This window comes from Paenibacillus campinasensis, assembly GCF_002272015.1.
GTDB lineage: Bacteria > Bacillota > Bacilli > Paenibacillales > Paenibacillaceae > Paenibacillus_AQ > Paenibacillus_AQ campinasensis.
In genome coordinates this window covers 1-23,034 of the sequence record NZ_NPBY01000112.1, presented here as the reverse complement: position 1 = coordinate 23,034, position 23,034 = coordinate 1, and the positions used below count along the sequence as shown (strand labels likewise).

Genomic DNA, 23,034 nt, shown 5'->3' with positions numbered 1-23,034 from the left:
TTTGATCCTATGAACGAATATGACCTGTTCCTGTTATTTTCCGAGAAAAGCGTTCAGCATCCACGCCTGCTTCTGAACATCGGCCACCATGCCAGTGAGCAAGTCGGCGGTTGCATCATCACCCAGTGAGCCTGCAACCTCAATGCCTTGCTTCAGCTCTTCTGCCAGTACGCCGAAATCAGCCACCAGCTGCTGCACCATTTGCTCCGAAGTATTCTCTCCAGCGGCTTCCGAAATGGTAGCCAGCTTCAAATATTCGGACATCGTTCCGGACGGCTTGCCGCCAATCGCCAGCAGGCGTTCCGCGAGTTCATCTACATAGCCTGCCGCTGCATTGTACAACGCTTCAAACTTCTCATGCAGAACAAAAAACTGCGGGCCTTTCACATACCAGTGGTAATGATGTAGCTTCACACCAAGCAGGCTCCAGTTCGCAACCTGAACGTTCAGAACTTGTTGCAGCTCCTGTACAGCATTTCCTTGGGCATCACGTGTCATATGACTCATATATCATCGACTCCTTATATTGTATTTAGACTTATTCTAAATCTTTGTATTAAGTATAGCATACAATCCTCGGTTTGGCAAAGACATCAACCGAAAAAAAGATGAAGAAACGATGAAGAAAATTCCAGTCTCGGCTTGCTCCTTTAATAATAGAACAGCTCTACCCGAATCGGCTGTGACCGCACTCATAGGATATACACATAGGATGTACAAACCGCCCCGTCCCTAAACAAATGCTGGATATCGGCAACCTCGTCGCCTTATACTGGTTACATTAAGCATTTTCATGACCTATGAAGGAGGCGTCGTAAAGTCAGTGAATATCGGCCTTTTGAACAAAGAACAGTTGCAGCAAGCCGTTGAATTGTCAGACCGCATTTTTCTTAAACAGCCGGAGCAGCCCTCCATGGGCGTATCCTTCCCTTTGATCTTTCGTCCGGGAATCAATCATTCCTACGGTGTCAGCGATGGAGACAAGCTGGTGTCGTTCATGGGCTTCGTCCCTTTTACTATGAATGTCCGTGGAGCTTCGCTCCGCGTCTATTCGATTGGCTCCGTCTGCACCGACACGGCCTACCGGGGCCAGCGCCTTGCCGGGACGCTGCTGGACTTATGTATGAAGCATGCCGAGGCAGCGGGCGCCCCATTGATATTCATTTCCGGCGCGCGCTCCCTGTATACCCGGGCCGGGGCCCGGCATTTTGGCCGGGCGGTCAAGTACCGGCTGGGCGATGCGGTGGCGGACGCGCTTGAAGCCCGCAGCGCTCAAGACATTCACGTCCGTCCCATGGTTCCCGAAGATCTGCTGGCCGTGCATGATCTTCTGACTGCGCGCGAAGCGGCCTATGCGCTCACGCCTACCGAGCTCGGCAGGCTGCTGGAAGCAAGCGCCTATGCCAATGTGCTCCGCCTGGAGCAGCAGCTTCTCGTTGCCGAGAAGAACGGGCGTGTCACTGCCTTCGCTGCTATCGGTGTTCCTGGCGAGCGCATGACAGCCTCCCGTCCGGCCACCCTCGTGGAATGGGCCGGAGAGGCGGAGGCTGCCTCCCGCCTGCTGGCTGCCTGTATGCGAGGCTTCCAGCTGCCGGAACTGGTGGCCACCTTGGCCTGGCAGGATGACAGCCTGGGCGCGCTGCTCCAGGCCGCTGGCGCCGAAGCCGAGACCGTGCCGAACGATGGCACTGTCTATCTGGCTGACGGACGTGAGCTGCTGCGCCAGCTCCGTCCGCTTCTGCCGCCCGGCGCACTGATCGCCGAAGGCCAGCATGGCCCTTACCGGTACCGCGCAGGCGGCAAGACCATCGAGCTTGACGACGAAGGGCTGCTGTCACTTCTGTTCGACCCGGCCTCTCCATATCGGTTATCCGCCGAGCATCCCCCGGCGTTCAGTCCGATCCCTCTGCCATACTTGTCAGGGCTGAATTACATCTAAGGAAGCATGCAGCCAAGCCAAGTAGCGTAAATGCTTCAACCCACAACAAAGAACATCCGCACATGATTCGGCGGATGTTCTTTGTCCATGATATGATCAAGTCCAGACGCATATCGGCGTCCTGACTATCCTGTGCGCCATCTTCAGGTCCTTATCAGGAAGGACCTTGCCCATGTTCAGAAGCGGTGTCCCTCAAGATCAGCGTCTTCTCACGTTCTCTTCTTCCATATCCGGGCTGACTGCACCGCCATCACCGCGTCCGTAGCCATGATACACGTTCGGATCAGGCACAGCCTCCTCGGAAGCTGCCGCTGCCTCACGACTCGGGTCCAGTGCAGACCCAGTGCCGGTGAAGTTTCCTGTTTCGCGATAATGATGCTCATTCAGTGCCTGATTGCTGCGGAATACGCCGTACACCTGTCCCTCATGATCCGGATTCGTATCGACGATGACAAGAATGTTGCCTTCATGCACATAGTTGTCATATTCCTTGGCCCGGTCCTCCGGAATGCCAAGACCGATCAAGCCGCCTACCAGCCCGCCAGCGCCAGCACCGACAGCTGCTCCGGTCAACGTCGCCGCAATCGGGCCAGCCGCTATAATCGGGCCGATGCCTGGAATGGCGAGTGCGCCGATGCCGGCCAGCAGACCGGTTACGCCACCAAGCACACCGCCTGTGGCTGCACCGGAAGCCAATCCTTCAGGCGCTTTCGTATCCGTCTCATCCTGAATCGCGGCCGACTCCCCACGATCCTTAGCGATAACCGAGATCTCTTCGGTACTGAAGCCTTGGCGCTTCAGTTCCTCTATCGCACGCGTCGCTTCCTGTTCTGTCCTAAAGGCTCCAACAATTTTGTGAGTCATATGAATTACCTCCTTAAAATCGTGATGCGCCTTACACTCCTTTCTTAAACGAGATCCCTTGTCATCAAACACTTATCTCGAAGACCGACCAGCGATATCCATCCATTCTGCACGAAGGACCTCGCTTATTCGAATGGTAATATTTAACTCATCGACCATATATGTTACGATAGATTTAGACATTACGCCCTGTTATTTGCCGTCACCTATTGACGATATTATGCAAAGGCTGGTGATTTGATGGAATGGTTCAAATCGTATGAGGACGAGCTGTCATCCGTGTTCTCCATGTGCGAAGCCAGCATCACAGAGTTCCCTTCCCCCTTGAACGATCTCGGCCTCCATTACCTGAAGAAATTCGACGTATTCGAGAAAGACAGCGCCAAAAACTACATCTGCTACCTGCTCCCCTTCTGGATGAGGGAGTCAACCAGACTTGCCCCGGAAATCTACCGTGACATATCGACAGCCAATATTTTCGGCATGCTCTACTATTTCATTCAGGATGATCTCATGGACACGCCCACAGATTCGACAAACCGCCCCACCCCACAGGATTTAAAAAGCTATCTTGCCCTTGCCAACTTACTCTATTATGAATTCATCTCGATCTATCAGCAGTACTTCCCTACGGATTCTACCTTCTGGCAGTACTTCCGCCAGTACACGCATGAGTGGGCCGAAGGCGTCCTACACGAAAGCCGCCATGACTACTTCACGGCCAACCCTGCCTTGGTTGCCAAAAAAGCGTCGCCCGTCAAGCTCGGCAGCACGGCCCTGCTTCTATTGTCAGAGCTTCCAGCCCAGATTGAACCCGCCAATGAACAGATGGCCCTCGTGCTGTTGACCCTGCAGATGATGGATGACTGGACGGACTGGAAGCAAGATCTCGAGGATGGGAGCTACAACTGCCTGCTCTCGCTGATCAAATCGGAGAAACAGCTCCCGCGCGACTATTCGCTGTCCGTGTCTGAAGTGGAGCAAGCGATTTATGTAGAGCAGATTGTGACAAAATATGCCGAGATCGCATCAGCGACTCACCGCCAGCTGAAAGCAGCGGGGATCCACACGCCGGATGTGCTCGCCTTCCATCAAACGCTGGTAACGGAGCTCGTGAACGATGCAAATGATATCGAAAATGCGAAAACATCGCTGGTCTATGGCGGATTAAACTATCATTTGTCTATTTTAAGAAAAAAATAATAGATTTCGTCTGAATTCCATGCTATTCTTTAAGAGTAAAAAATAACCATTTTTTTTGAAAGGGTGATTCTAATGTCAACAGAAGCCATCTTTCAAACACAATTGATCCAGAAAGCATGGGAAGATCCGAGCTTTAAGGCTAAACTGCTCAGCGATCCGAAAGCCGCAATCAAGGAGGCCCTTGGCGTGCTCATTCCCGACCACATCCAGGTAAGAACGGTTGAAGAGAAGAGTGATGAGCTGTTCCTCATCATCCCTCCGAACCCTGCGGGCGTCATCAAGTCCGAGGCGAAAGAGAGAGCCATCTGGTAATTGCATAACAGCAGCATGGGCTGTCACATAGAATGAAGAAGGAGCGGGGATGCGCCACACACTCCTTGCAGCGAATACCGGTATCAATCCGAAGCTGCAGGGAGCATGACCAGGGCGGCTGTCCCCACTCCTTTTTTGCTGGAAAAGTGTATGCTCCCGCCCATCGCCTCAATGATGCGAAACGTCACCATGAGCCCGAGCCCCGTTCCTTTCGTTTTGTTGGAGAAATACGGCTCCCCCAGCCGGGCCAGCACTTCCTCCTCCATCCCCTCCCCGTTGTCCTGAACGTGGATATACACCTTGTTCTCATCGCGGTATGAGCAAATATGCACCCGCCCTTCCTTGTCCAGCGCTTCAATGCTGTTCTTGATAATGTTGATAAAAGCTTGCTTGAATTTCGATGAATTGCCGCGTATGACGAGGTCCTCCGGAACATCTACTGAAATCCGGCCGCCGCGCAAGTTCGCCAGCGGTGCCAGAATGCCTTCAATGAGCTTGAATTCCTCCGCGATCTGCAGCAGGGAATCCTTGCCGAGCTCCGGCTTGGCGAAGGTAAGAAAATCCGTAATGATCCCGGCCGCCCGGTCCAGCTCGGTTAACGCGAGATCCAGATACTCCTGCTCGCCAGTCCGCGATCTGCCGGACAGAAGCTGAAGGAAACCGCGGGTGACCTGGAGTGGATTGCGTACTTCATGAGCTACAGACGCTGCCAGCTCGCTGATCATCTCCACCTTCTCCGAACGCTGCAGCTGATTGTTGAACATCTCCAGCTCTTTGGAATATTTCAAAATCTGCTCATGGTTCTGGGCGAACTGCCGACCCAGCATGACGATCAGCGCAATGATAAAGCTGACGACGCCCCACTTCCACAGCACAAAGCTGTAAGCGCCCCGGCTCATAAAAAACTGCAGCAGCTCCGCCAAACCCAGCAGGGCAAAAAAAGCGAACCCGATATTAAAAATGAGCGCATCCTTGTTTCCCTTAAAGGCATACATCGTCGAGCTGCCGACCAGGATCACGAATTGGATGATCATCAAGTATCCCAACACCTGCACGGAAAAGAAATAATACATATCAAAAAAGCGATTGTCCGTCACACTGTTGATGACAAGAAGCAACACGCAAAAAAGGGAGTACACGATTTGGAATTTGCGCAGCTTGGTTAGAATCTGATTCCGTCCAGGCCCGAATACCGTTTCGAAAAAATGACTGAAAGAAGGAAGCAGTACAAACAACGAGATGTCATACAAGTGAGTGTATAGGTGTCCGTATTCATCAAAGATGGTGTATAAAAACGGGGAATAGGTAATAACGACAATGCCGACCGATAAAATGATCAGCGACAGGGAGAACACGCCGGATAAATACTTTTTGTTCAGAAACAGGATGCAAATCAGCATCACGAGAGCTATAAATATAAAGGCGCTTCCAAGCACGATATCAGCCAGATTCGCTTTCACGAACTTTTGCAGCAGACGGTAGAATTCACCGGTCATGATCTTGCCTTCCAGCATGACATGATCTCTGTTCGTATCCAGCCATATGTAAAGGTTATTGTCCGACATACTCTTCGGTAAGGGGAGTAAAATATGGTTAAGCTCATAATTATATGAACGGCTCGATTCGTAGATCTTCTCATGTCCCGCGTAAACAGCTACCCGCTGGCCAAACGTTTCCCGAATCAGAATCCCTTGAGATAAGGAATCGAAAGCTGGCAGCTGCAGCCGAATCCATGCCGAGTGTGAGGCGGATGGCTTCATGTGGTCCGGTGCTTCCCTTCTGTCTGTCCAACCAGGCTCACTGGCATCAGGAATACCGAGCGGCATCTGTCCGCCTTCATCAGACCACAGAATACTCCACTCTGTAATCGGTGTGAAATCCGCTGACTCCGCCCGGACAGATGCGAAACTGCCGCATAAAGTCGTCATGATGAGTATGGCAATCATGAGAATTAACGTGTTCGATCGAGACTTCATTAACACACCTCAAACATTATAATCATTCGTCCTCTAAACAACTAATTCGCTACCCTTCACAGCGACACCTTCTAAATTTCGGTATTTTAAAAAATATTTTCTAAACGTAAAAAGAGATGCCCTCCGGCATCTCTTTCCAACATCTTGTGTTATGCTCCTGTCAATTCGGTATTCGGCGGGACAGCCGGGAAACGGATGATCGCTTCGGTCCCGCTTCCCTTGCGGCTTGAAAACTTAATCGTCCCTTTCATGCCTTCTATAATCCGGAAGGTAACCATCAGTCCGAGGCCGGTGCCCTTCAGCTTGTTTGTAAAGTAAGGCTCGCCGAGCCGTGACAGCTCGGCCGTACTCATGCCAATACCGTTGTCTTTGATATGGATGGCGACCTCGCTTCCCTCGGCATAAGCCCAGATCCGGACGACACCCTCTTCATCGAGCGCCTCGATGCTGTTCTTAACGATATTGATCATCGCTTGTTTCAGCTTAGAGGAGCTGCCGCTGATGTACAGTTCTTTCGGTTCGTCCAGATGAATGCTTCCCCCGGCCAGATTCGCCAGCGGCTGCAATATGCTGGTCACATGCTTCAACTCTTCATACACATCCAGCGTATTGACCTGCTCGGTCTCCGGCTTGGCAAACGACAGGAAATCCGAAATGATGCCGGTTGCCCGATCCAGCTCGTTGAGCGCCATTTTCAAATATTCGGCATCGCTCTGCTTCGATTTCTGGGCCAGAAGCTGCATGAAGCCCCGCGTAACCTGAAGCGGATTGCGGACCTCATGGGCGACGGAAGCCGCCAGCTCGCTGATGATCTCCATTTTCTCGGAGCGCTGCAGTTCATTGTTAAACAGCTCCAGCTTCTTGGAATACAGCAGCACCTGCTCGTGGCTGCGGATGATTTTGCGGCCAAGAATGACGATGAGGGAAGCGATCAGGCCGATGATCCCCCATTTCCACCAATAAAATTCGTAAGGCTCGTTCGAAATATAGAACCAGAGAAGGTCCCCAAGGGACAGAATTGCCAGCAAGCCGAATCCAAACGTGAATATATAGGCGTCCTTGTTTCGTTTGGATATGTTCAGCACCGTAATGCCGATCAGCACGAGAAACTGGATGATGAGCAGCACGCCCAGCACTTTGACGCTAACCCAATAATAAATATCATACAGCGCATAGCCGCTGCATAAGTTGGCCGCCAGCAGCAGCAAGCACAAGCCGGAATACACCAGCTGAAACCTTCTCAGATATCGGATCATTTTGTATGGACCAGGTCCGTAAATCTTCTCGAAATAAAAGTATACCGCCGGCATTACCGAGAATAGCGCCAGATCAAACAGCGTGGTCCAGACCGCCCCATAGCCCTCGTAAAATGTATACAGAAAAGGCGAGTACGTCAGCATCAGCGCCCCGGAGGATAAAATGACGAGACTAAGCGCCAGCCACGTAGAAATCGTATGCCGCGGCAGGAAGAAGGAGCAGAACAGCATGACAATCGCAATAAATAAAAAAGAGCTGCCGAGAATAAAATCCTGCATGTCCTTCCTTATGAAATTGCCTCGAAGTTCCTCATAGTCACCGACCAGCACGGCGCTTGTAATGCCCTGCGTTTCATCTCTGCCTGAAGTCCAGACGTACAGGTTCTTCCCAGCGCTGTCCGCTTGAATCGGAAGCAGGATGGAATGCTTGGTATAGCCATAATTCCGCCTTGATTCGTACAGCGGCTCATGCTCAAGATAAACCACGACTTCCTGCCCTTCCACTCTGTCCAGCATCAGCGCCGGCTGCTTCCATGACAAATCGGGCACAGTGAAGCGGCTCCAAGCCGAATGTACCCCCTCCGGTTTCGGAGGCTTCGCATCGCCTGGGGCTGCGTGAACCCAATCCGTCCTGTTCTGTAAGCCGTCAAGGGCAGGCTGGTCATCCGGCCAATCCCATATAAACTGCCAATCCGTTATAGCCGTGTGCGTATGAAGGGGCTCCGCTGCTGCGGGATACACCTTGAAATCAAGCACTAACATCAGTGCCATCAGAAGCAGGACTATGTATTTAGGCACATCCTTCATCTCTCCAGCACCTCTAACCGTGTATAGTCATTATGTGTATGTCAATAAGCTGATGAGCGGGCTATATTCGACAAACTTCGGGCCTTTCACATCCAATATACCATGAACGGGGCTACTGTTAGTAAAATTTTTTGAAACGCCTTTCAAAAATCAAGTCTAGGTCCTTTCTATCATCTAAGCCCTCGCTCTTGCCCTAGCCGTATCAGCCTAAACTGGCCGCCAGACCCGGACTGTACATAATTCGGAATTTGTTGAACACAATAAAGCAGTAAAGCAGAGAGTAAGCAGGAAGACTTGAGGTTGCCGCCTCAAATTCCGATTCAATCAACAGTCAGAGGGTAAAGTCCAAGTATAGATCGGCATACATGCCTGTGACAAGGAGATGAGAACGATGCGAGATGAGACGAATTTTAATAGACCGGCGGATATCAGCTCGCTGGAGCTCGAAGCCAGAGATAGAGTGGGCCAGACAAGCAGCAACACGAAAGTGGAGCCGCATTCGGCGGAGCGGCTGGGCACGGATGAAGAGACACCATCCCGGCTTGGCGACAGCGTCCTTGAAGAATATCCCCGGCAGGATGTCGACCGCGTTCACGCCGACGCAGCCTTGAGCGGAAGCGGAACCGCCTTCCTCAATCCGGCGCAGCCGTCCGCTTCTGCCGAAGCCGAGGCGGAAGGCGACGCTCCGCTTGAGGATGTGCCCGATGCAGATGAAATCCAGGCGAACAGCCCGGTTGACCCGGCAGCCCCGCCTGTCGATCATATGCATGGCACCGATCTGCTGAACGGCAGCAACGGGGACAATGTGGCGTACGAGGAACACGAGGAGTCATAACGCAATAAGACCTGCCTTTTACCCTCAGGGAAAAAGACAGGTCTTGCTGCTATATATGCGATTTATATGCATGTTTGCATGCACTTCCTAGCAAAACTTATGCGCTTTTATTTGCCGAACAAAATATCCATCCAGCCAAGAAAGGACATCCATAATACAAGGCCAATTACCGTGCCCCATATGATTCCTGTCACGATACTCCCCTGCTTTTCCATCCGGGTCTCCCCCCTTGTCTTCATGAACTCTATGAATTTCAGTATGGACAAGCCTCGGGGAAATATACCTGATAGCAGCGCTGTCTGTTCCTAGTTTATAAGAGAGTGACGAGAAGCATAATCATCAAATCATCAATCATCATCCACTTGTAGAGGAGGAAGCCATCATGAACACACACAATGACGATCCCAAGGACAGAAACAAGAACAACACCAAGTCCCATCCCAAGGAAACCAAGCCGCTTGTAACCGAGCGGGATATCGATGCCGAATTCGGCCTATTCGCAGAGGAAGCTGATCCATCGTATGTGCCCCTTCCGGAAAGCGTGAAGCAGGAGAAGCCCGACGGCAGCCCGCGGGGCCGCCACCGCCGCTCCTCCACCTGAATCATCTGCCCTGTCTCCCCATGCACAGCAAGCGGCTAGGGTGCGTATTCACCCCTGGTGCCCCTTCCGTCATATAATAGTGCATACGATCTGGAAGGATGATGCTGATATGACACGCTTGCTGTCTGGACGGATATGGAGCAGCTGCACGCTCCAGCAGCGTCTTGCAAGATTTGCGGGCCATCTAGTGGAGATCAACACGCCCAATACGGGCATGGAACCCGGCCGCCTGCAGCGAATATTCAAAAAGAATTTCATTCTCGTCCGCGGGCAGCTCTTCGTCCCGTCCAGCCTGAATTCGATTCGGGTATTCGACGTGAAAGCTCCCCGCTATACGATTCCGGTCGGGATACGAACCACCTTCCGTACCGGCAAAGCCTTCAACCGGATCCGGCTCGTTCACATTGGCGCGGACTATATTGAGCTGCTTGCCAAAGACAAGAACCGTTCCCGGATCCTGCTGCCGCTGAACAAGGTGGAGGGAATCTATCGCGTCAAATAACGCACTCTGTCAGAGCGGCGCCTCCCTATTTTTCTGTCCTGGTCACCTGTGATAATATAGAACTGCACATCATGCAGCATAAACATGGTGGAGGAATGACAGGAGGAATCAGGATGCTGAAACAACACAAGCGCTGGATGCCCGCTCTGATGATCATCTGTGCCATGTTGCTGGTTCTGGCCGGATGCGGCCAAAACCAAGGTCAGGCAGGGTCCGGTGAGCATGCCGGGGGCAACGATGCTGCTCCAACGGAAGAACAGACCCCACAGGAAGAAACGTCTCAGGAGGCGAATGTCCCTGATCCGAATGCAAGTCATCCGATCGTTACGATCGAGATGGAGAACGGGGATATCATTACAGCCGAGCTTTACCCTGAAGTAGCTCCAAATACGGTCAACAATTTTATATCCTTGATTAATCAAGGCTTTTATGACGGGACAGGCTTTCATCGGGTGATGCCGGGTTTCATGATTCAGGGCGGAGACCCTGACGGCAAAGGAACCGGCGGACCGGGTTATGGTATTAAAGGCGAGTTCCGCAACAACAACTTCCCGAATGATCTGAAGCATGAGACCGGCATATTGTCCATGGCCAGAGCGATTGACCCGGATTCGGCCGGCTCCCAGTTCTTCATTATGGTGGCTGACGCGCCGCATCTGGATGGAGATTACGCCGCATTCGGCAAAGTGATTGAAGGCATGGAGGCCGTTCAGGAAATCGTGATGCTGGAGCGTGACGAGATGGACAAGCCGTTGAACATGCCGCTCATGAAAAAGGTGACCGTCGATACGCTGGGTGAAGAGTACCCGGAACCTGAGAAAGTTGAATAGATAAAGGCTAAGCAATAGAGCAGCCATTAGGGGATATTCGGACAACGTGGGGCGGCCGTCCGCCGGCATGCAGCCACCGCGCGCTGGGTTCCCCGTCTTCACGAACCCGGCTTCTGTATGGTACAATTTTTGTCCCGGTTTCAACATGGTGCATGAACAGGTTCCTGACGAAGCCGGATACTTACATGCGAATAGCGGGAGCCTCAATGGATAGGAGCCCCGCATCATTTTAAAAGGAGTGAGAGATTTGAGTCTACAGAAGAAAACAGCTCTGATTACAGGAGCAGGAAAAGGAATCGGACGTGCCATCGCGATTGCCCTGGCCAAGGAAGGTGTACATGTCGGGCTCGTATCCCGTACAGCCGCCGACCTTGAGGCGCTATCTGAACTGATCACCAAGGAATACGGCGTGAAAACCGCCTCGGCCGTAGCCGACGTATCCGTACAAAGCGAGGCGGAAGCCGCTTATGCCGCCATCAGCATGGAGCTGGGCAATGTGGATATTCTGATCAACAATGCCGGCATCGCCCAGTTCGGCAATCTGCTGGAGATCGAGCCGGAGGACTGGAAACGCATCGTCGACGTCAATCTCATGGGAACCTACTACATGCTTCGCGCCGCACTGCCAGGCATGATCGAGAACAACAAAGGCGATATTATCAACATTTCATCGACTGCAGGCGAGCGCGGATTTGCAACCGGATCGGCTTATAACGCATCGAAATTCGCCGTTATGGGGCTTACCGAGGCCGTGCTGCAGGAAGTGCGCAAGCACAATATCCGTGTGACCGCTTTGACGCCAAGCACCGTGAACACCGAGCTCGCTGTGAAAACCGGCCTGAAAATCGGAGATGAAGACCGGATGATGCAGCCTGAGGATCTGGCTGAGCTTGTGGTCGCTGCACTGAAGCTGCCGCAGCGGGTATTTGTGAAAACGGCCGGCATCTGGACAACGAACCCGCAGTAAGGGCTTTAACCAGCATGCGGGTTGGGCGCTGGAGCTCGCCAAGCATCAACATGAACCATATCGCGATATGAATCGAGGGGATCTCCTGATAACAGTCCAGCCGGACCAGGGCCCCTCTTTTTCATGAAACCAGCTCACCGCATTAGGCAGAACCTTGGGCTATGCCCCATTTCACAAGTGTGTGTACGACATTCTCATGATATAATGACAGGGCATTCTTTAATCAGAATAGGCGCGCCTTTTACCAGCCATAACGAAGAAAGAAGATGACAACTGGCATGATTGCAGACATTTTACTCGAAGTAGTCCTTCCGATTTTTGTGCTGATTGGCTTTGGGGTGATTATGCAGTATGCCTTCAAGCTCGATCTGTACACGCTGGCCAAAATCAACTTTTATTACATCACGCCCGCTGCGGTTTTCATGAGCATGTACGAATCCGAAATGTCGCCGCAGCTGCTTGGAACCGTATCGCTGTTCTATTTTCTATACATACTCATTCTGTACGGCATAAGCTCGCTGATCGCTTGGCGGAAGAAATACTCCCGCGGCATGAAGGCCGCATTCACCAACAGTCTGATTCTGGACAATTCCGGGAACTACGGGCTGCCGGTCAACGCTCTCGCCTTCAAGGGAGATCCGCTCGCAGGCTCGGTTCAGGCGCTGATCATGTCCTTTCAAAGTCTGCTGACCTTCACCTATGGGGTCATATCCATTCAAGGCGCCAAGTCCAACGGATTATACAAGCAGGCCTTTATCGGATTTCTGAAAATGCCGGTCCCTTATGCGCTCGTGCTCGGGCTGCTGCTTCATGCGCTCGCATTGCCACTGCCGGTCTTTATATCCCAGCCGCTTGTATATGCCCACCAGTCCATGGTCGCCATCGCGCTGCTCACCCTCGGTGCGCAGATCATCAAATATCCGCTGCGGCTCAACCGGCTTGATGTATATTTAAGCGTGCTGCTGCGTCTGCTCGTCGCGCCGGCCGTCGGCATCACCATCGTGCTGTTGCTTGATATGAAAGGGATAGCCGCACAAGCGCTCATTATCGCTTCCGGCATGCCTGTCGGTGTCAACTCATCCATTCTGGCCGAAGAATACCAGAATGAGCCCGACTTTGCTGCACAAACCGTACTCATATCGACCATACTAAATATCATTACGATCACAGCCTTAATTTCGCTTGCCCAATATATCGCCTAACTTCATCGACATAAATGCTGACAAGGAGGATTTTCAATTATGAATTTTGATTTAGCCATTGACCGTAACCGCACCTCATGTGAAAAGTGGGATAATCTACAAGCCGTATTCGGCAACCCGGATGCGCTCCCGATGTGGGTAGCCGATATGGATTTTGCAGCGCCCCCTGCGGTAATTAAGGCACTTCACGAACGGGTCGAGCACGGCGTATTCGGGTATACCTTCCCGCCGGTGTCGTATAAGGAGTCCATCGTGGACTGGATGCAGACTCGGCACAACTGGTCCATCCAGCCGGAGTGGATTCAAAACTGTCCGGGTGTCGTTCCGGCGCTCAGCCTATTGGTTGAGGCCTTCACCTCGCCGGGGGATCAGGTGATGATTCAGACACCGGTATATCCTCCTTTTTATCAAGTCGTCAAGGAGCATGGCCGTGAGCTGATCACGAATCCGCTGATCCAGAACGAAGACGGAAGCTACGTGATGGACTTCGACCATCTGGAGCAGAGCTTGTCCGGCGGCCAAGTGAAAATGCTCATTCTGTGCAGCCCGCATAACCCGGTTGGCCGGGTATGGACCCGGGAAGAGCTAAGCCGTCTTGCGGAGCTATGCATCCGGTACGATGTGCTCGTCGTCTCTGACGAGATCCATTCCGACCTGGTGTTCGAGCCAAGTAAACATGTTCCGTATGCCGCCCTGTCCGAAGAGGCTGCTCTCAACTCGATCATCTGTACGGCGCCAAGCAAAACGTTCAACATCGCCGGTCTGAACACAGCCAATATGATCATCCCGAATGAGCAACACCGCTCCAAATTCCGCAAAGCACTTAAGCGGTATGCGCTCGGCTCGATTACACCTCTGGGCGCTGCCGCCACGGAGGCCGCATACCGTGAAGGCGGCGAATGGCTGGACACCCTGCTCGACTATATCCGGGGCAATATGGAGCTCGTGCACCGCTATGCCAGCGAGCATCTTCCGGAGGTCAAGCTGTCCCTGCCGGAATCCACTTATCTGTTGTGGCTGGATTTCCGTAAGCTGGGAATGGATAGCGATGAACTGAATCGCTTTCTCGTTCACGAGGCCAAGCTTGGTCTGAACAAAGGTTCAACCTTTGGCGATGAAGGAGAAGGCTTCATGCGAATGAATGTGGCCTGCACCCGGGCGACCGTGCAGGAAGCTCTCTCCCGCCTGCATAACGCGCTAGAAGCATGGCGGGCACGGAAATAATATAGCCAAGCTATGAAATGAAGCAACACCCCGAGCATTCCGGTTCCGGCCGGATTGCTCGGGGTGTTGCTCGTTGGCTTCGATTACAGCGACTTCTGCACGTCTTGCGTTCACGAAATAGAGGATCATGATCGTCGATGCCCTCGGCGACATCCGCATCCCGGTGCGGCGGCTTCCCTATATCCGCCTCCCAGCCGTAAGCCGCTTCCTATATAACGGTTTAACATTCAGCAAATTCAGGAGTACAATCCGGTATCATCCTCTGTCCCTACTGTATACGCATCGGTCTCTACCGCTTCTCCGGCACTCGGCGCCAGCTGGCTCCGGCCCATCTGGTACCCCGCATCCAGCAAAGACCCATCCAATTGATGAATTTGCTGGCTAAGCTGATCCAGCTGGTAGAATGCCTGCCTGTGGCGATAGCCCTCCGGGCTGCGGCTCTGCTGGCTGGCCTCGTCCAGCTGTTCGAATGCATCCTTCTCCTCCCCCAGCGCTTCCCGGTAACGCTCAGCGGATGTGGTCCGGAGCTGCTCAATTCGGCTCATCATCTCATGCAGCACCATTCTGCAATGCACCAGCTCTGTTCGAACCTGCTCGGAGCGATCCGGACTTGCCGCGGACTGTGCGCTCTGAATATCGCTTCCCATCTGCCCCAGCTCCTGAATGATCGAAGCAAGCGAATCGGAACTGCCTCCCTGCTCTACCTGCGCCAGCTGGGCAGATACCCGATTCAGCCGATCGGTCAATGCTTGTACGGACTGATCACTGTTCATGCGAATCCCCTTTCTTCAAGTATGCAGCTAGCTATAGCATGTGGATCACGATGGAATTGTATGCGCTGAAACTGCCGCAAACCATCCCTGGGATGTAAGAAACGACAAAAACCCCCACGCCCGATAAGTTCGGACACAGGGGCTACTCCGGGATAAGTCGGGGAAGCAGCAACAGGGAACAGCCAACACTTTGAAACTGGGGGAAGAGAAGATACAGGGCGATAAGCCCGACAAATGGCCGCTGTTTATTGGGGTGTGCGCAGCTTCAACTCCTTTGATCCTGGATAGTCCAGCTTATGCTGCCACTCTATGAAAAGTTCGGATTTCTATCACGTCTGGAAAAATTAGGGCTGCTATAATCATAGACTCTACCTGGCTGTTAGCTGGTCATGACAACAAACGAACTGGTATAATCGAATAGATGTCGAATCACGAATAGATCACGAAAGCAGGTAGATTCCGAGAAAAGATGGTTAAACGCAGAAAAACAACAATTCTTCTCATCGCCGTAGCGCTTCTGGCCTTCTATTACATGCAAATTCAAACCTCCATCCCGGGCGTCCTGCCCGAGCTGGAATGGAATAAAGAAGAGGCTCCGCCCATCACGGATCTTCATCCCTATGTGCTTGAACAGAAGAACAAGCTCGTAAGCCGTGCCAAAGAGCAGAAAATTTCGATCATTATTACCGACGGATTCCGCAGCCACGAGGAACAGACACGCCTATACAATCAAGGCCGCACGACTGACGGAAGCATTGTCACCAATGCAAGAGCAGGCGAGTCCTACCACAATTACGGATTGGCCATCGATTTTGCCCTGCAGCTGGAGGACGGCACCGTCATTTGGGATATGGAGTATGACGGCAATCGGAACGGGAAATCCGACTGGATGGAAGTTGTCGCCATCGCCAAGGACCTCGGTTTTCATTGGGGAGGCGATTGGACAGGCTTCCCCGACTATCCGCATCTGCAGATCGATTTCGGGTTGACGATTCGCGAGCTTCAGCGCGGGGAGCGACCGCCGCTGGATCCGGAAACCCGTGAGTAAGGAGTGGGAAACGGTGCAGTAAAGGGACGCACCGATGCAGTAAGTCCTTCAGCTGCCCTGTCTATAACCTTGAGAAAAGTCGCATGCGATAAACCGCATGCGACTTTTTTAATGGGATTCGGCCTCCCGCGGATTGTTTCTCCTTCGACTTGACATTACACACATCCGGTTATATAGTCATATATATAAGTATATAACTATTGTTGAACTAAGGATCAGGGGGTGATTCGAATTAACGGTTCCGTGCATCCGGACAACAAGCCTCTGTTTATCCAGATCAAGGAGAAGATTGAGGATCAGATCGTGAACGACCAATTGCTTGAAGGGGAGCAGGTGCCTTCCACGACGCAGCTGTCGAATTTTTACAAAATCAATCACATTACGGTCCTGAAGGGAATCAACATGCTTGTGGATTCCGGGCTCATTTATAAGAAAAGGGGTGTAGGCATGTTTGTTGCAGAAGGAGCCAAGGAGATGCTCCTCCGTACCCGAAGAGGCGCATTCGCGGATGATTACGTGGCACCCATGGTGCGTGAGGCGGATAAGCTCGACCTATCCACCGAAGATCTGTTTGAGATCATAACGCAAGTTAAGGAGCGTGAAGCGCATGAATCTTGATATACAATTCGATCAAGTCTCCGTCAACTACGGCGACGTCGAAGCTGTCCGGGACGTATCCTTCCAGCTTGACGGCGGGAAAATTTACGGCCTTCTCGGACGAAACGGCGCGGGAAAAACATCGCTGTTGTCCGTCCTGGCTTCCTTTCGCGAGCCATCCTCGGGGAAGGTTACGGTCGGCGGAGAGCCCCCCTTCGAAAACGCAAAAATCATGCGGGAAATCTCCTTCATGTATGATGTCGATTACAAGGACGAGTCGGATAAAGTGAAAGAGGGGATCGAGGCGGTTGCCCGATATCGGCCCCGCTTCGACAAGGAGTTTGCTTACGAGCTTGCCCGCAAGTTCAATCTTCCGATCGATAAGCCGGTCAAGGAGCTTTCCAAGGGCATGCAGTCGGCGTTTAATGTAACGATCGGGCTGGCGAGCCGCTCGCCGGTCACGATTATGGACGAAGTATACTTGGGGATGGATGCGCCGGCCAGGGAAACATTCTACCGGGAGCTGCTTGAAGAACAGGAGCGGCATCCCCGCACATTCATTCTATCGACCCACCTCGTGTCGGAAATGGACTATCTGTTCGAGGAAGTCATCATCATCCATCAAGGCCGGTTCATCTTAAAAGACGACTACGAATCCTTGACGTCCCGCGGCGTTTCCGTTACGGGACCAGCGCCGAAGGTGGACGAATTCATTCAAGGCATGAAGGTGCTGAACGTCCAGCAGCTCGGCCATACCAAATCCGTCATGGTATACGGGGAATTGAGCGAATCCTCCCGGTCGGCTGCTCACCGTGCCGGTCTGGAGCTCGGGCCGATCTCACTGCAGGACCTGTTCATCCATTTAACCGGGGAGGGATACACCACATGAAACAGTCTTCGTCCTCATCATCGAAAATTGCAGCCGAGATGTTCTATCATCAGGGCTCCTGGGCTTTGGCGTACCTGGTCATCGTCTTCCTCATCCACCTCGTGATCGGGATTACGAACAGCAGCGCTAGGCAAGAGGATTTCTTCTCCATCACGTACAGTTCAACCAAGGGCTTCATGCTGGTCATCGGTATTATTTCCGCCTTTGGCTTCCTAAGCTATTACGTGCGGAACGGCTTCACCCGCAAAGACTTCTTTACCGGCGCTGCCCTGGCCGCCCTGTTGCTGTCCCTTGCTTTTCCTGTCGTCGTCGGTCCCATCAGCATGCTGCTCAGAGCATTGAACGGGATGGGGGAGGATTCCACCGTCCTGCAGCAGTTCGGTGGCAGCTGGCTTATAGCGTTAGCCTCATACGGGATCCAGATTTTTGTCTTTTATTTGGTGGGCTGGATGATCGGCTCTGCCTTTTACAAATATAACTGGATTTACGGTCTGGGCTTCATTGCCATCGGCATCGTCCTGATCGGCATCCTGGATGTCTTGTGGCAGTTCGAGCTGGCCTCCCTATGGGAAAACTTCCTCCCTCCGGTATCGCTTGACGTATCGCTTCCCGTTTCGTTTGCCGGATCGGCGGGCTTCATCATCCTAGGACTCACGCTGATTCGCCTGTTAACCCGCCGCGTGACCATCAAGCTGTAAACCGAAATCGATGTTTTCGTGCCCAAAAAATAAACGGCCGGCTCCGCAGATTACAAATCATCTGCAGAAACCGGTCGTTCTTGTCTATCTTGAAGGAACAGGACTACGAAACGCTGTTCTTCTTCTTGTTATAAATATCGAAGGCGACGGCTGCGAGCAGAACCAGGCCTTTAATGCCTTGCTGCCAGTCGATGCCAAGGCCGATGAGCGACATCCCGTTGTTCAGAACCCCCATCACAAGACCCCCGATAATCGCACCGAACACTGTCCCGATTCCGCCGGTAGCCGAGGCTCCGCCGATGAAGCTGGCCGCGATGGCATCCAGCTCGAAGTTCGTTCCCGCCCTAGGCGTGGCCGCATTCAAGCGAGCCGCAAAGATCAAGCCGGAAATGGCCGCCATCACGCCCATATTAACAAACACCCAGAACGTTACCTTTTTGGTTTTGACACCGGACAGCGCCGCTGCTTTCTCATTGCCGCCAAGTGCGTAAATATGACGCCCCATCACCGTGCGGTTCATGACAAAAGAGTAGATAAGGATCAGCACGAGCAGCAGTATAAGGATGTTCGGCAGCCCGGCATAGCTGGCCAGCATATACGTAAATGCGTTAATGACCGCCGCCATGACCACGAGCTTCAGCACAAACAGGCTGTTTGAAATGACCTCGAATTGATATTTTTGCTGCGCTCTGCGGTCCCGCAATTCGTTAATAATATAGATCAGCGTGAATATGATACCGGCCAGAATCGCGATCAGATTGACACCAAAATCCCCGAAATCCGGTATAAATCCGGAACTGATCTTCTGGAAGCCGGCCGGAAATGGCGAGATCGACTGTCCCTCCAGCACAATCATCGTCAGCCCCCGGAAGAGCAGCATGCCGGCCAAGGTCACGATAAAGGCCGGAATTCGCACATAGGCAACCCAGAAGCCTTGCCAGGCGCCGATCAGCCCGCCGACAATCAGGGAGGCGATCACCGCCACCACTGGGTGAAGCTGCATATCCACCATCATAATCGCGGCTACAGCGCCAACAAATGCCGCAACCGATCCGACCGACAGGTCGATATGCCCCGTAATAATGACCAGCACCATGCCGATCGCAAGCACGAGAATGTAGCTGTTTTGCAGAATCAGGTTCGTAATGTTGATTGGCTCAAGCAGCAGCCCGCCCGTAATCAGCTGGAAAAAAATCATGATGACAACAAGCGCGATAATCATGCCGTACTGCCGTATATTATTTTTGAACAATTTCATCAGTGTTTCCATGCCCGTTCCCTCCCGTCTTGGTCATATATCTCATCAGTGTCTCTTGAGTCGCATTCTCCCGGTTGACTTCCCCGGTAATCCGGCCTGCGCTCATCACATATATCCGGTCGCAAATGCCCAGAATTTCCGGCAGCTCGGACGAGATGACCAGGATGCCTTTGCCTTCATCCGCAAGCTGATTAATGATCGTATAGATTTCGTATTTAGCTCCGACGTCGATGCCCCGTGTCGGCTCATCCAGAATGAGGATGTCCGGCTCGGAATAGATCCACTTGCTCAGCACAACCTTCTGCTGGTTGCCGCCGCTCAAGTTGCCGGTTTTCTGCAGAATGCTCGGCGTTTTGATCTTGAGCTTCCGTCTCATCTCCTCGGCCACCAGAACCTCCTCCCGCTCATTGATCACCGTACGATGGGTCAGCTTGCGCAGCCCGGTGAGCGAGATGTTGCGCTTGATATCGTCGATCAGGATAAGCCCGTAATCCTTCCGGTCCTCCGTCACATAAGCGAAGCCGTTCTCTATCGCCTCGGTGACGCTGTTGTTCTGAATTTCCTTGCCGTCCTTCAAGATGGTGCCGGTAATGCCACGTCCGTAAGACTTGCCAAAAATACTCATCGCCAGCTCCGTCCGCCCCGCCCCCATCAGACCGGCGATGCCTACAATTTCACCTCGCCGTACCACCATGTTGATCCGGTCCAGCACCTTGCGCTCCGCCTGCTGCTCGTGATACACCGTCCAGTCCTTGATCTCCAGCGTCACCTCGCCGATATTCGGCGTCCGCTCCGGATAGCGGTTCGTCAGATCCCGGCCGACCATCCCGCGGATGATCCGGTCCTCGCTCACTTCCCCGCTATGCATATCCAGCGTCTCAATCGTCTTGCCGTCCCGGAGGATCGTGATGGAATCCGACACCTTGGAGACCTCGTTCAGCTTATGGGAGATCAGGATACAGGAGATTCCCTGCTTCTTGAACTCCAGCATCAGCTGCAGCAGATTTTCACTGTCATCCTCGTTGAGGGCTGCGGTTGGCTCATCCAGAATGAGCAGCTTCACTTTTTTGGAGAGCGCTTTCGCAATTTCGACCAGCTGCTGCTTGCCGACACCGATGCTGCCCACCGGCGTGTTCGGATTTTCATCCAGGCCAACCTTGGCCAGCAGCTCCTTGGCACCGGTGATCGTTTCATTCCAGTCCATAATGCCGCGGCGGGATCGCTCATTGCCAAGATAAATGTTCTCCGCAATCGACAGATAAGGGATGAGCGCCAGCTCCTGATGGATGATCACGATCCCGAGCTCTTCGCTCTGTTTAATATTTTTGAATTCACATACGCTGCCTTTGAACAGAATCTCCCCATCATACGATCCGTGCGGATACACACCGCTCAGCACCTTCATCAGCGTGGATTTGCCTGCCCCATTCTCACCGCACAGCGAGTGGATCTCACCTTCGCGCACCCGCAAATTGACATTCTCAAGCGCTTTGACACCGGGGAATTCCTTCGTAATATTGCGCATTTCCAGAATGTATTCCGACATACGCCTCACCTTCCCTTCCTTTCCTTCGGGCTGTACCTTCGCTCCAGCCGCTCGATCTTGTCTCGAAGCTCACTCATTTCAGTCCGATCTCTTCGCGGGTATAATAACCGGTCTCGACCAGCTCCTTCTCCACAGCCGAAGCGTCTACCGGCACCGGAGGAAGCAGATAAGCCGGAACAACCTTGACTCCGTTATCGTAAGTTTCCGTATCGTTCACCTCGGCCTCCTGCCCGTTAATGATGCTTTCAGCCATATCGACCGCCTTCTCGGCCAGCTTCCGCGTATCCTTGAAAATCGTCATCGTCTGCTCGCCCGCAACGATCGATTTCACCGAGGCCAGCTCCGCATCCTGTCCGGTAATGATCGGCAGCGGCTTGTTCGCAGATCCGTACCCGACACCCTTTAGCGAGGAAATGATGCCGATGCTGATCCCGTCGTACGGCGAGAGCACCGCGTCCAGATTGGCATTCGAATAGTTCGCGCTGATCAGGTTGTCCATCCGGGCCTGGGCCAGCGCCCCGTCCCAGCGCAAGGTGGCGATTTGGGCCATCGTGGTTTGCTTGCTGCGGACGACCAGTTGTCCGCTGTCGATATACGGCTTCAGCACGGACATCGCGCCGTCGTAGAAGAAGTAGGCGTTGTTATCATCCGGGGAGCCGCCGAACAGCTCAATGTTGAACGGGCCTTTTCCCTCCTTCAGCCCCAGCTTCTCCTCGATATAGGAAGCCTGCTGCACCCCGACCTGGAAGTTGTCGAAGGTAGCATAGTAAGACAGATGCTCCGTATTTCGAATCAGCCGGTCATACGCAATGACCCTGATGCCCTGATCATGCGCTTTCTTGATCACATCGGTCAGCGTGTTGCCATCGATGGAGGCAATAACGATCACATCGACCCCTTTGGTAATCATGTTCTCGATTTGCGATATCTGGTTCTCCACCACATCCTCCGCAAATTGCAAGTCCGTCTTGTACCCTTTCTCCTGGAACAACCGCTCCATGTTCTTCCCATCCGCTACCCAGCGTTCCGACGACTTGGTTGGCATGGCCAAGCCCACGTAGCCTTTATCCTTGTCGCCAGCGCTGCTCTCCGCCAGATTGCAAGCCGTCAGAGCCATCAGCAATACGGCGCTCCATAGCGCTAACCATCCTCTTCTCATCGGCTTTTAGGTCTCCTTTCCGTCATGCTGATTGGAGAGCGCTTACATTCAGTGGAAATGTAAACCTCCCTTTACCTCCAAGGATACACCGACGTTGCTGCAGGGTCTTTTTAGGAATCCAACCTTTTTTATAAATTTCATACCTTTGTGGTAAAAAAATCCTCATCTACAAGCAGCACGCCCCGTTCACTCCTGCTCAGGCAGAAATGATCGGGGCGTAGAGTGCTTCGCCATATCGGTGGCTATGTACTTTGTCTTTGCGCTTTATGCTTTGTACTTTGTGCTTTGTACTATGTACGATTTGTCGTACAAATCAGAGGCGACACCCAGGGAGGGCAGCCCATTTGTATGATTCATCATACAAATATCCTCACGAACACATCCAAACCTTCGATGATGTACGATCCATCGTACATAACGGCCCATTCCATCGAATAAAAGGGGAATTTGTACGGCACATCATACAATCCCCCTCTCCTTATTCATACCGCCTCGAAGCGGAGAACAATGCCGCCCGAGAATATATACAGGCGACCATGTCATAATAA

The 23,034-nt window shown here is 52.7% G+C and carries 22 protein-coding genes; 14 read left to right on the top strand and 8 right to left on the bottom strand.

From position 1 onward, the window contains the following. Positions 1 to 33: 33 nt before the first annotated feature. Complete coding sequence (locus CHH67_RS25145; protein ID WP_095268109.1) at positions 34 to 507, bottom strand: Dps family protein; 474 nt, start codon at positions 505 to 507, stop codon at positions 34 to 36. Between the two features lie 316 nt (positions 508 to 823). Between CHH67_RS25145 and CHH67_RS25140 the strand changes: the two genes are divergently transcribed. Continuing rightward, entirely contained in the window at positions 824 to 1,939 is a 1,116-nt protein-coding gene (locus tag CHH67_RS25140; protein ID WP_095268108.1) for a GNAT family N-acetyltransferase, read from the top strand. A 198-nt stretch (positions 1,940 to 2,137) separates the two neighbouring features. On the opposite strand, the gene CHH67_RS25135 is transcribed toward CHH67_RS25140, so the two are convergent. After that, positions 2,138 to 2,803 carry a general stress protein gene (locus CHH67_RS25135; RefSeq protein WP_095268107.1) on the bottom strand — a complete coding sequence of 222 codons (666 nt, stop codon included), beginning with the start codon at positions 2,801 to 2,803 and terminating at the stop codon, positions 2,138 to 2,140. 240 nt (positions 2,804 to 3,043) lie between these two features. Here CHH67_RS25135 and CHH67_RS25130 point away from each other — a divergent pair, with 240 nt between their 5' ends. Together CHH67_RS25130 and CHH67_RS25125 are read left to right on the top strand one after the other, a co-directional pair. Next, on the top strand, positions 3,044 to 4,006 hold the full coding sequence (locus tag CHH67_RS25130; RefSeq protein WP_095268106.1) for a class 1 isoprenoid biosynthesis enzyme: 963 nt from the start codon (positions 3,044 to 3,046) through the stop codon (positions 4,004 to 4,006). 72 nt (positions 4,007 to 4,078) lie between these two features. Beyond that, positions 4,079 to 4,318: an NHLP leader peptide family RiPP precursor gene (locus tag CHH67_RS25125; RefSeq protein ID WP_095268105.1), complete on the top strand. Its 240-nt coding sequence runs from the start codon at positions 4,079 to 4,081 to the stop codon at positions 4,316 to 4,318. An 83-nt stretch (positions 4,319 to 4,401) separates the two neighbouring features. On the opposite strand, the gene CHH67_RS25120 is transcribed toward CHH67_RS25125, so the two are convergent. Continuing rightward, on the bottom strand, positions 4,402 to 6,264 hold the full coding sequence (locus CHH67_RS25120; protein ID WP_244908324.1) for a sensor histidine kinase: 1,863 nt from the start codon (positions 6,262 to 6,264) through the stop codon (positions 4,402 to 4,404). A 179-nt stretch (positions 6,265 to 6,443) separates the two neighbouring features. Continuing rightward, positions 6,444 to 8,321 (bottom strand): sensor histidine kinase, encoded by a 1,878-nt coding sequence (locus CHH67_RS25115; RefSeq protein WP_244908323.1) that lies wholly within the window; start codon positions 8,319 to 8,321, stop codon positions 6,444 to 6,446. A gap of 427 nt (positions 8,322 to 8,748) precedes the next feature. Between CHH67_RS25115 and CHH67_RS25110 the strand changes: the two genes are divergently transcribed. From CHH67_RS25110 to CHH67_RS25080, 7 genes are all read left to right on the top strand, one after another. Next, entirely contained in the window at positions 8,749 to 9,192 is a 444-nt protein-coding gene (locus tag CHH67_RS25110) for a hypothetical protein (protein WP_095268102.1), read from the top strand. 382 nt (positions 9,193 to 9,574) lie between these two features. Beyond that, a complete protein-coding gene (locus tag CHH67_RS25105) occupies positions 9,575 to 9,793 on the top strand; it encodes a hypothetical protein (protein WP_095268101.1) in 219 nt (72 codons plus the stop codon). A 109-nt stretch (positions 9,794 to 9,902) separates the two neighbouring features. Beyond that, positions 9,903 to 10,295, top strand: a complete 393-nt coding sequence (locus CHH67_RS25100; RefSeq protein ID WP_095268100.1) for a hypothetical protein — start codon at positions 9,903 to 9,905, stop codon at positions 10,293 to 10,295. A 113-nt stretch (positions 10,296 to 10,408) separates the two neighbouring features. Then, complete coding sequence (locus CHH67_RS25095; protein WP_095268099.1) at positions 10,409 to 11,125, top strand: peptidylprolyl isomerase; 717 nt, start codon at positions 10,409 to 10,411, stop codon at positions 11,123 to 11,125. Positions 11,126 to 11,372: 247 nt separating this feature from the next. Beyond that, positions 11,373 to 12,092 (top strand): 3-ketoacyl-ACP reductase, encoded by a 720-nt coding sequence (locus tag CHH67_RS25090; protein WP_095268098.1) that lies wholly within the window; start codon positions 11,373 to 11,375, stop codon positions 12,090 to 12,092. Positions 12,093 to 12,370: 278 nt separating this feature from the next. Then, positions 12,371 to 13,294, top strand: coding sequence for an AEC family transporter (locus CHH67_RS25085; protein WP_095268097.1), 924 nt, complete (start codon positions 12,371 to 12,373; stop codon positions 13,292 to 13,294). A 39-nt stretch (positions 13,295 to 13,333) separates the two neighbouring features. Next, on the top strand, positions 13,334 to 14,518 hold the full coding sequence (locus CHH67_RS25080; RefSeq protein ID WP_095268096.1) for a MalY/PatB family protein: 1,185 nt from the start codon (positions 13,334 to 13,336) through the stop codon (positions 14,516 to 14,518). 236 nt (positions 14,519 to 14,754) lie between these two features. Here the strand turns inward: CHH67_RS25080 and CHH67_RS25075 are convergent, their stop codons facing one another. Next, positions 14,755 to 15,291, bottom strand: a complete 537-nt coding sequence (locus CHH67_RS25075) for a hypothetical protein (RefSeq protein WP_095268095.1) — start codon at positions 15,289 to 15,291, stop codon at positions 14,755 to 14,757. A 469-nt stretch (positions 15,292 to 15,760) separates the two neighbouring features. Between CHH67_RS25075 and CHH67_RS25070 the strand changes: the two genes are divergently transcribed. The 4 genes from CHH67_RS25070 (at position 15,761) to CHH67_RS25055 (ending at position 18,523) form a co-directional block, all read left to right on the top strand. Beyond that, positions 15,761 to 16,339, top strand: coding sequence for a M15 family metallopeptidase (locus CHH67_RS25070; protein WP_095268094.1), 579 nt, complete (start codon positions 15,761 to 15,763; stop codon positions 16,337 to 16,339). 231 nt (positions 16,340 to 16,570) lie between these two features. Further along, positions 16,571 to 16,957, top strand: coding sequence for a GntR family transcriptional regulator (locus CHH67_RS25065; protein WP_095268111.1), 387 nt, complete (start codon positions 16,571 to 16,573; stop codon positions 16,955 to 16,957). Next, positions 16,947 to 17,825, top strand: coding sequence for an ATP-binding cassette domain-containing protein (locus tag CHH67_RS25060; RefSeq protein ID WP_095268093.1), 879 nt, complete (start codon positions 16,947 to 16,949; stop codon positions 17,823 to 17,825). The genes CHH67_RS25065 and CHH67_RS25060 overlap by 11 nt, the downstream gene beginning before the upstream one ends. Next, complete coding sequence (locus CHH67_RS25055; RefSeq protein ID WP_095268092.1) at positions 17,822 to 18,523, top strand: Tat pathway signal protein; 702 nt, start codon at positions 17,822 to 17,824, stop codon at positions 18,521 to 18,523. The genes CHH67_RS25060 and CHH67_RS25055 overlap by 4 nt, the downstream gene beginning before the upstream one ends. Positions 18,524 to 18,626: 103 nt before the next feature. Here the strand turns inward: CHH67_RS25055 and mmsB are convergent, their stop codons facing one another. The 3 genes from mmsB to chvE all read right to left on the bottom strand — a co-directional run bounded on the left by mmsB (position 18,627) and on the right by chvE (position 22,486). Further along, positions 18,627 to 19,793: a multiple monosaccharide ABC transporter permease gene (mmsB, locus tag CHH67_RS25050; RefSeq protein WP_095268110.1), complete on the bottom strand. Its 1,167-nt coding sequence runs from the start codon at positions 19,791 to 19,793 to the stop codon at positions 18,627 to 18,629. After that, complete coding sequence (mmsA, locus tag CHH67_RS25045) at positions 19,762 to 21,327, bottom strand: multiple monosaccharide ABC transporter ATP-binding protein (RefSeq protein WP_095268091.1); 1,566 nt, start codon at positions 21,325 to 21,327, stop codon at positions 19,762 to 19,764. The genes mmsB and mmsA overlap by 32 nt, the downstream gene beginning before the upstream one ends. 73 nt (positions 21,328 to 21,400) lie before the next feature. After that, positions 21,401 to 22,486 (bottom strand): multiple monosaccharide ABC transporter substrate-binding protein, encoded by a 1,086-nt coding sequence (gene chvE / locus CHH67_RS25040; protein ID WP_095268090.1) that lies wholly within the window; start codon positions 22,484 to 22,486, stop codon positions 21,401 to 21,403. Positions 22,487 to 23,034: the final 548 nt, after the last annotated feature.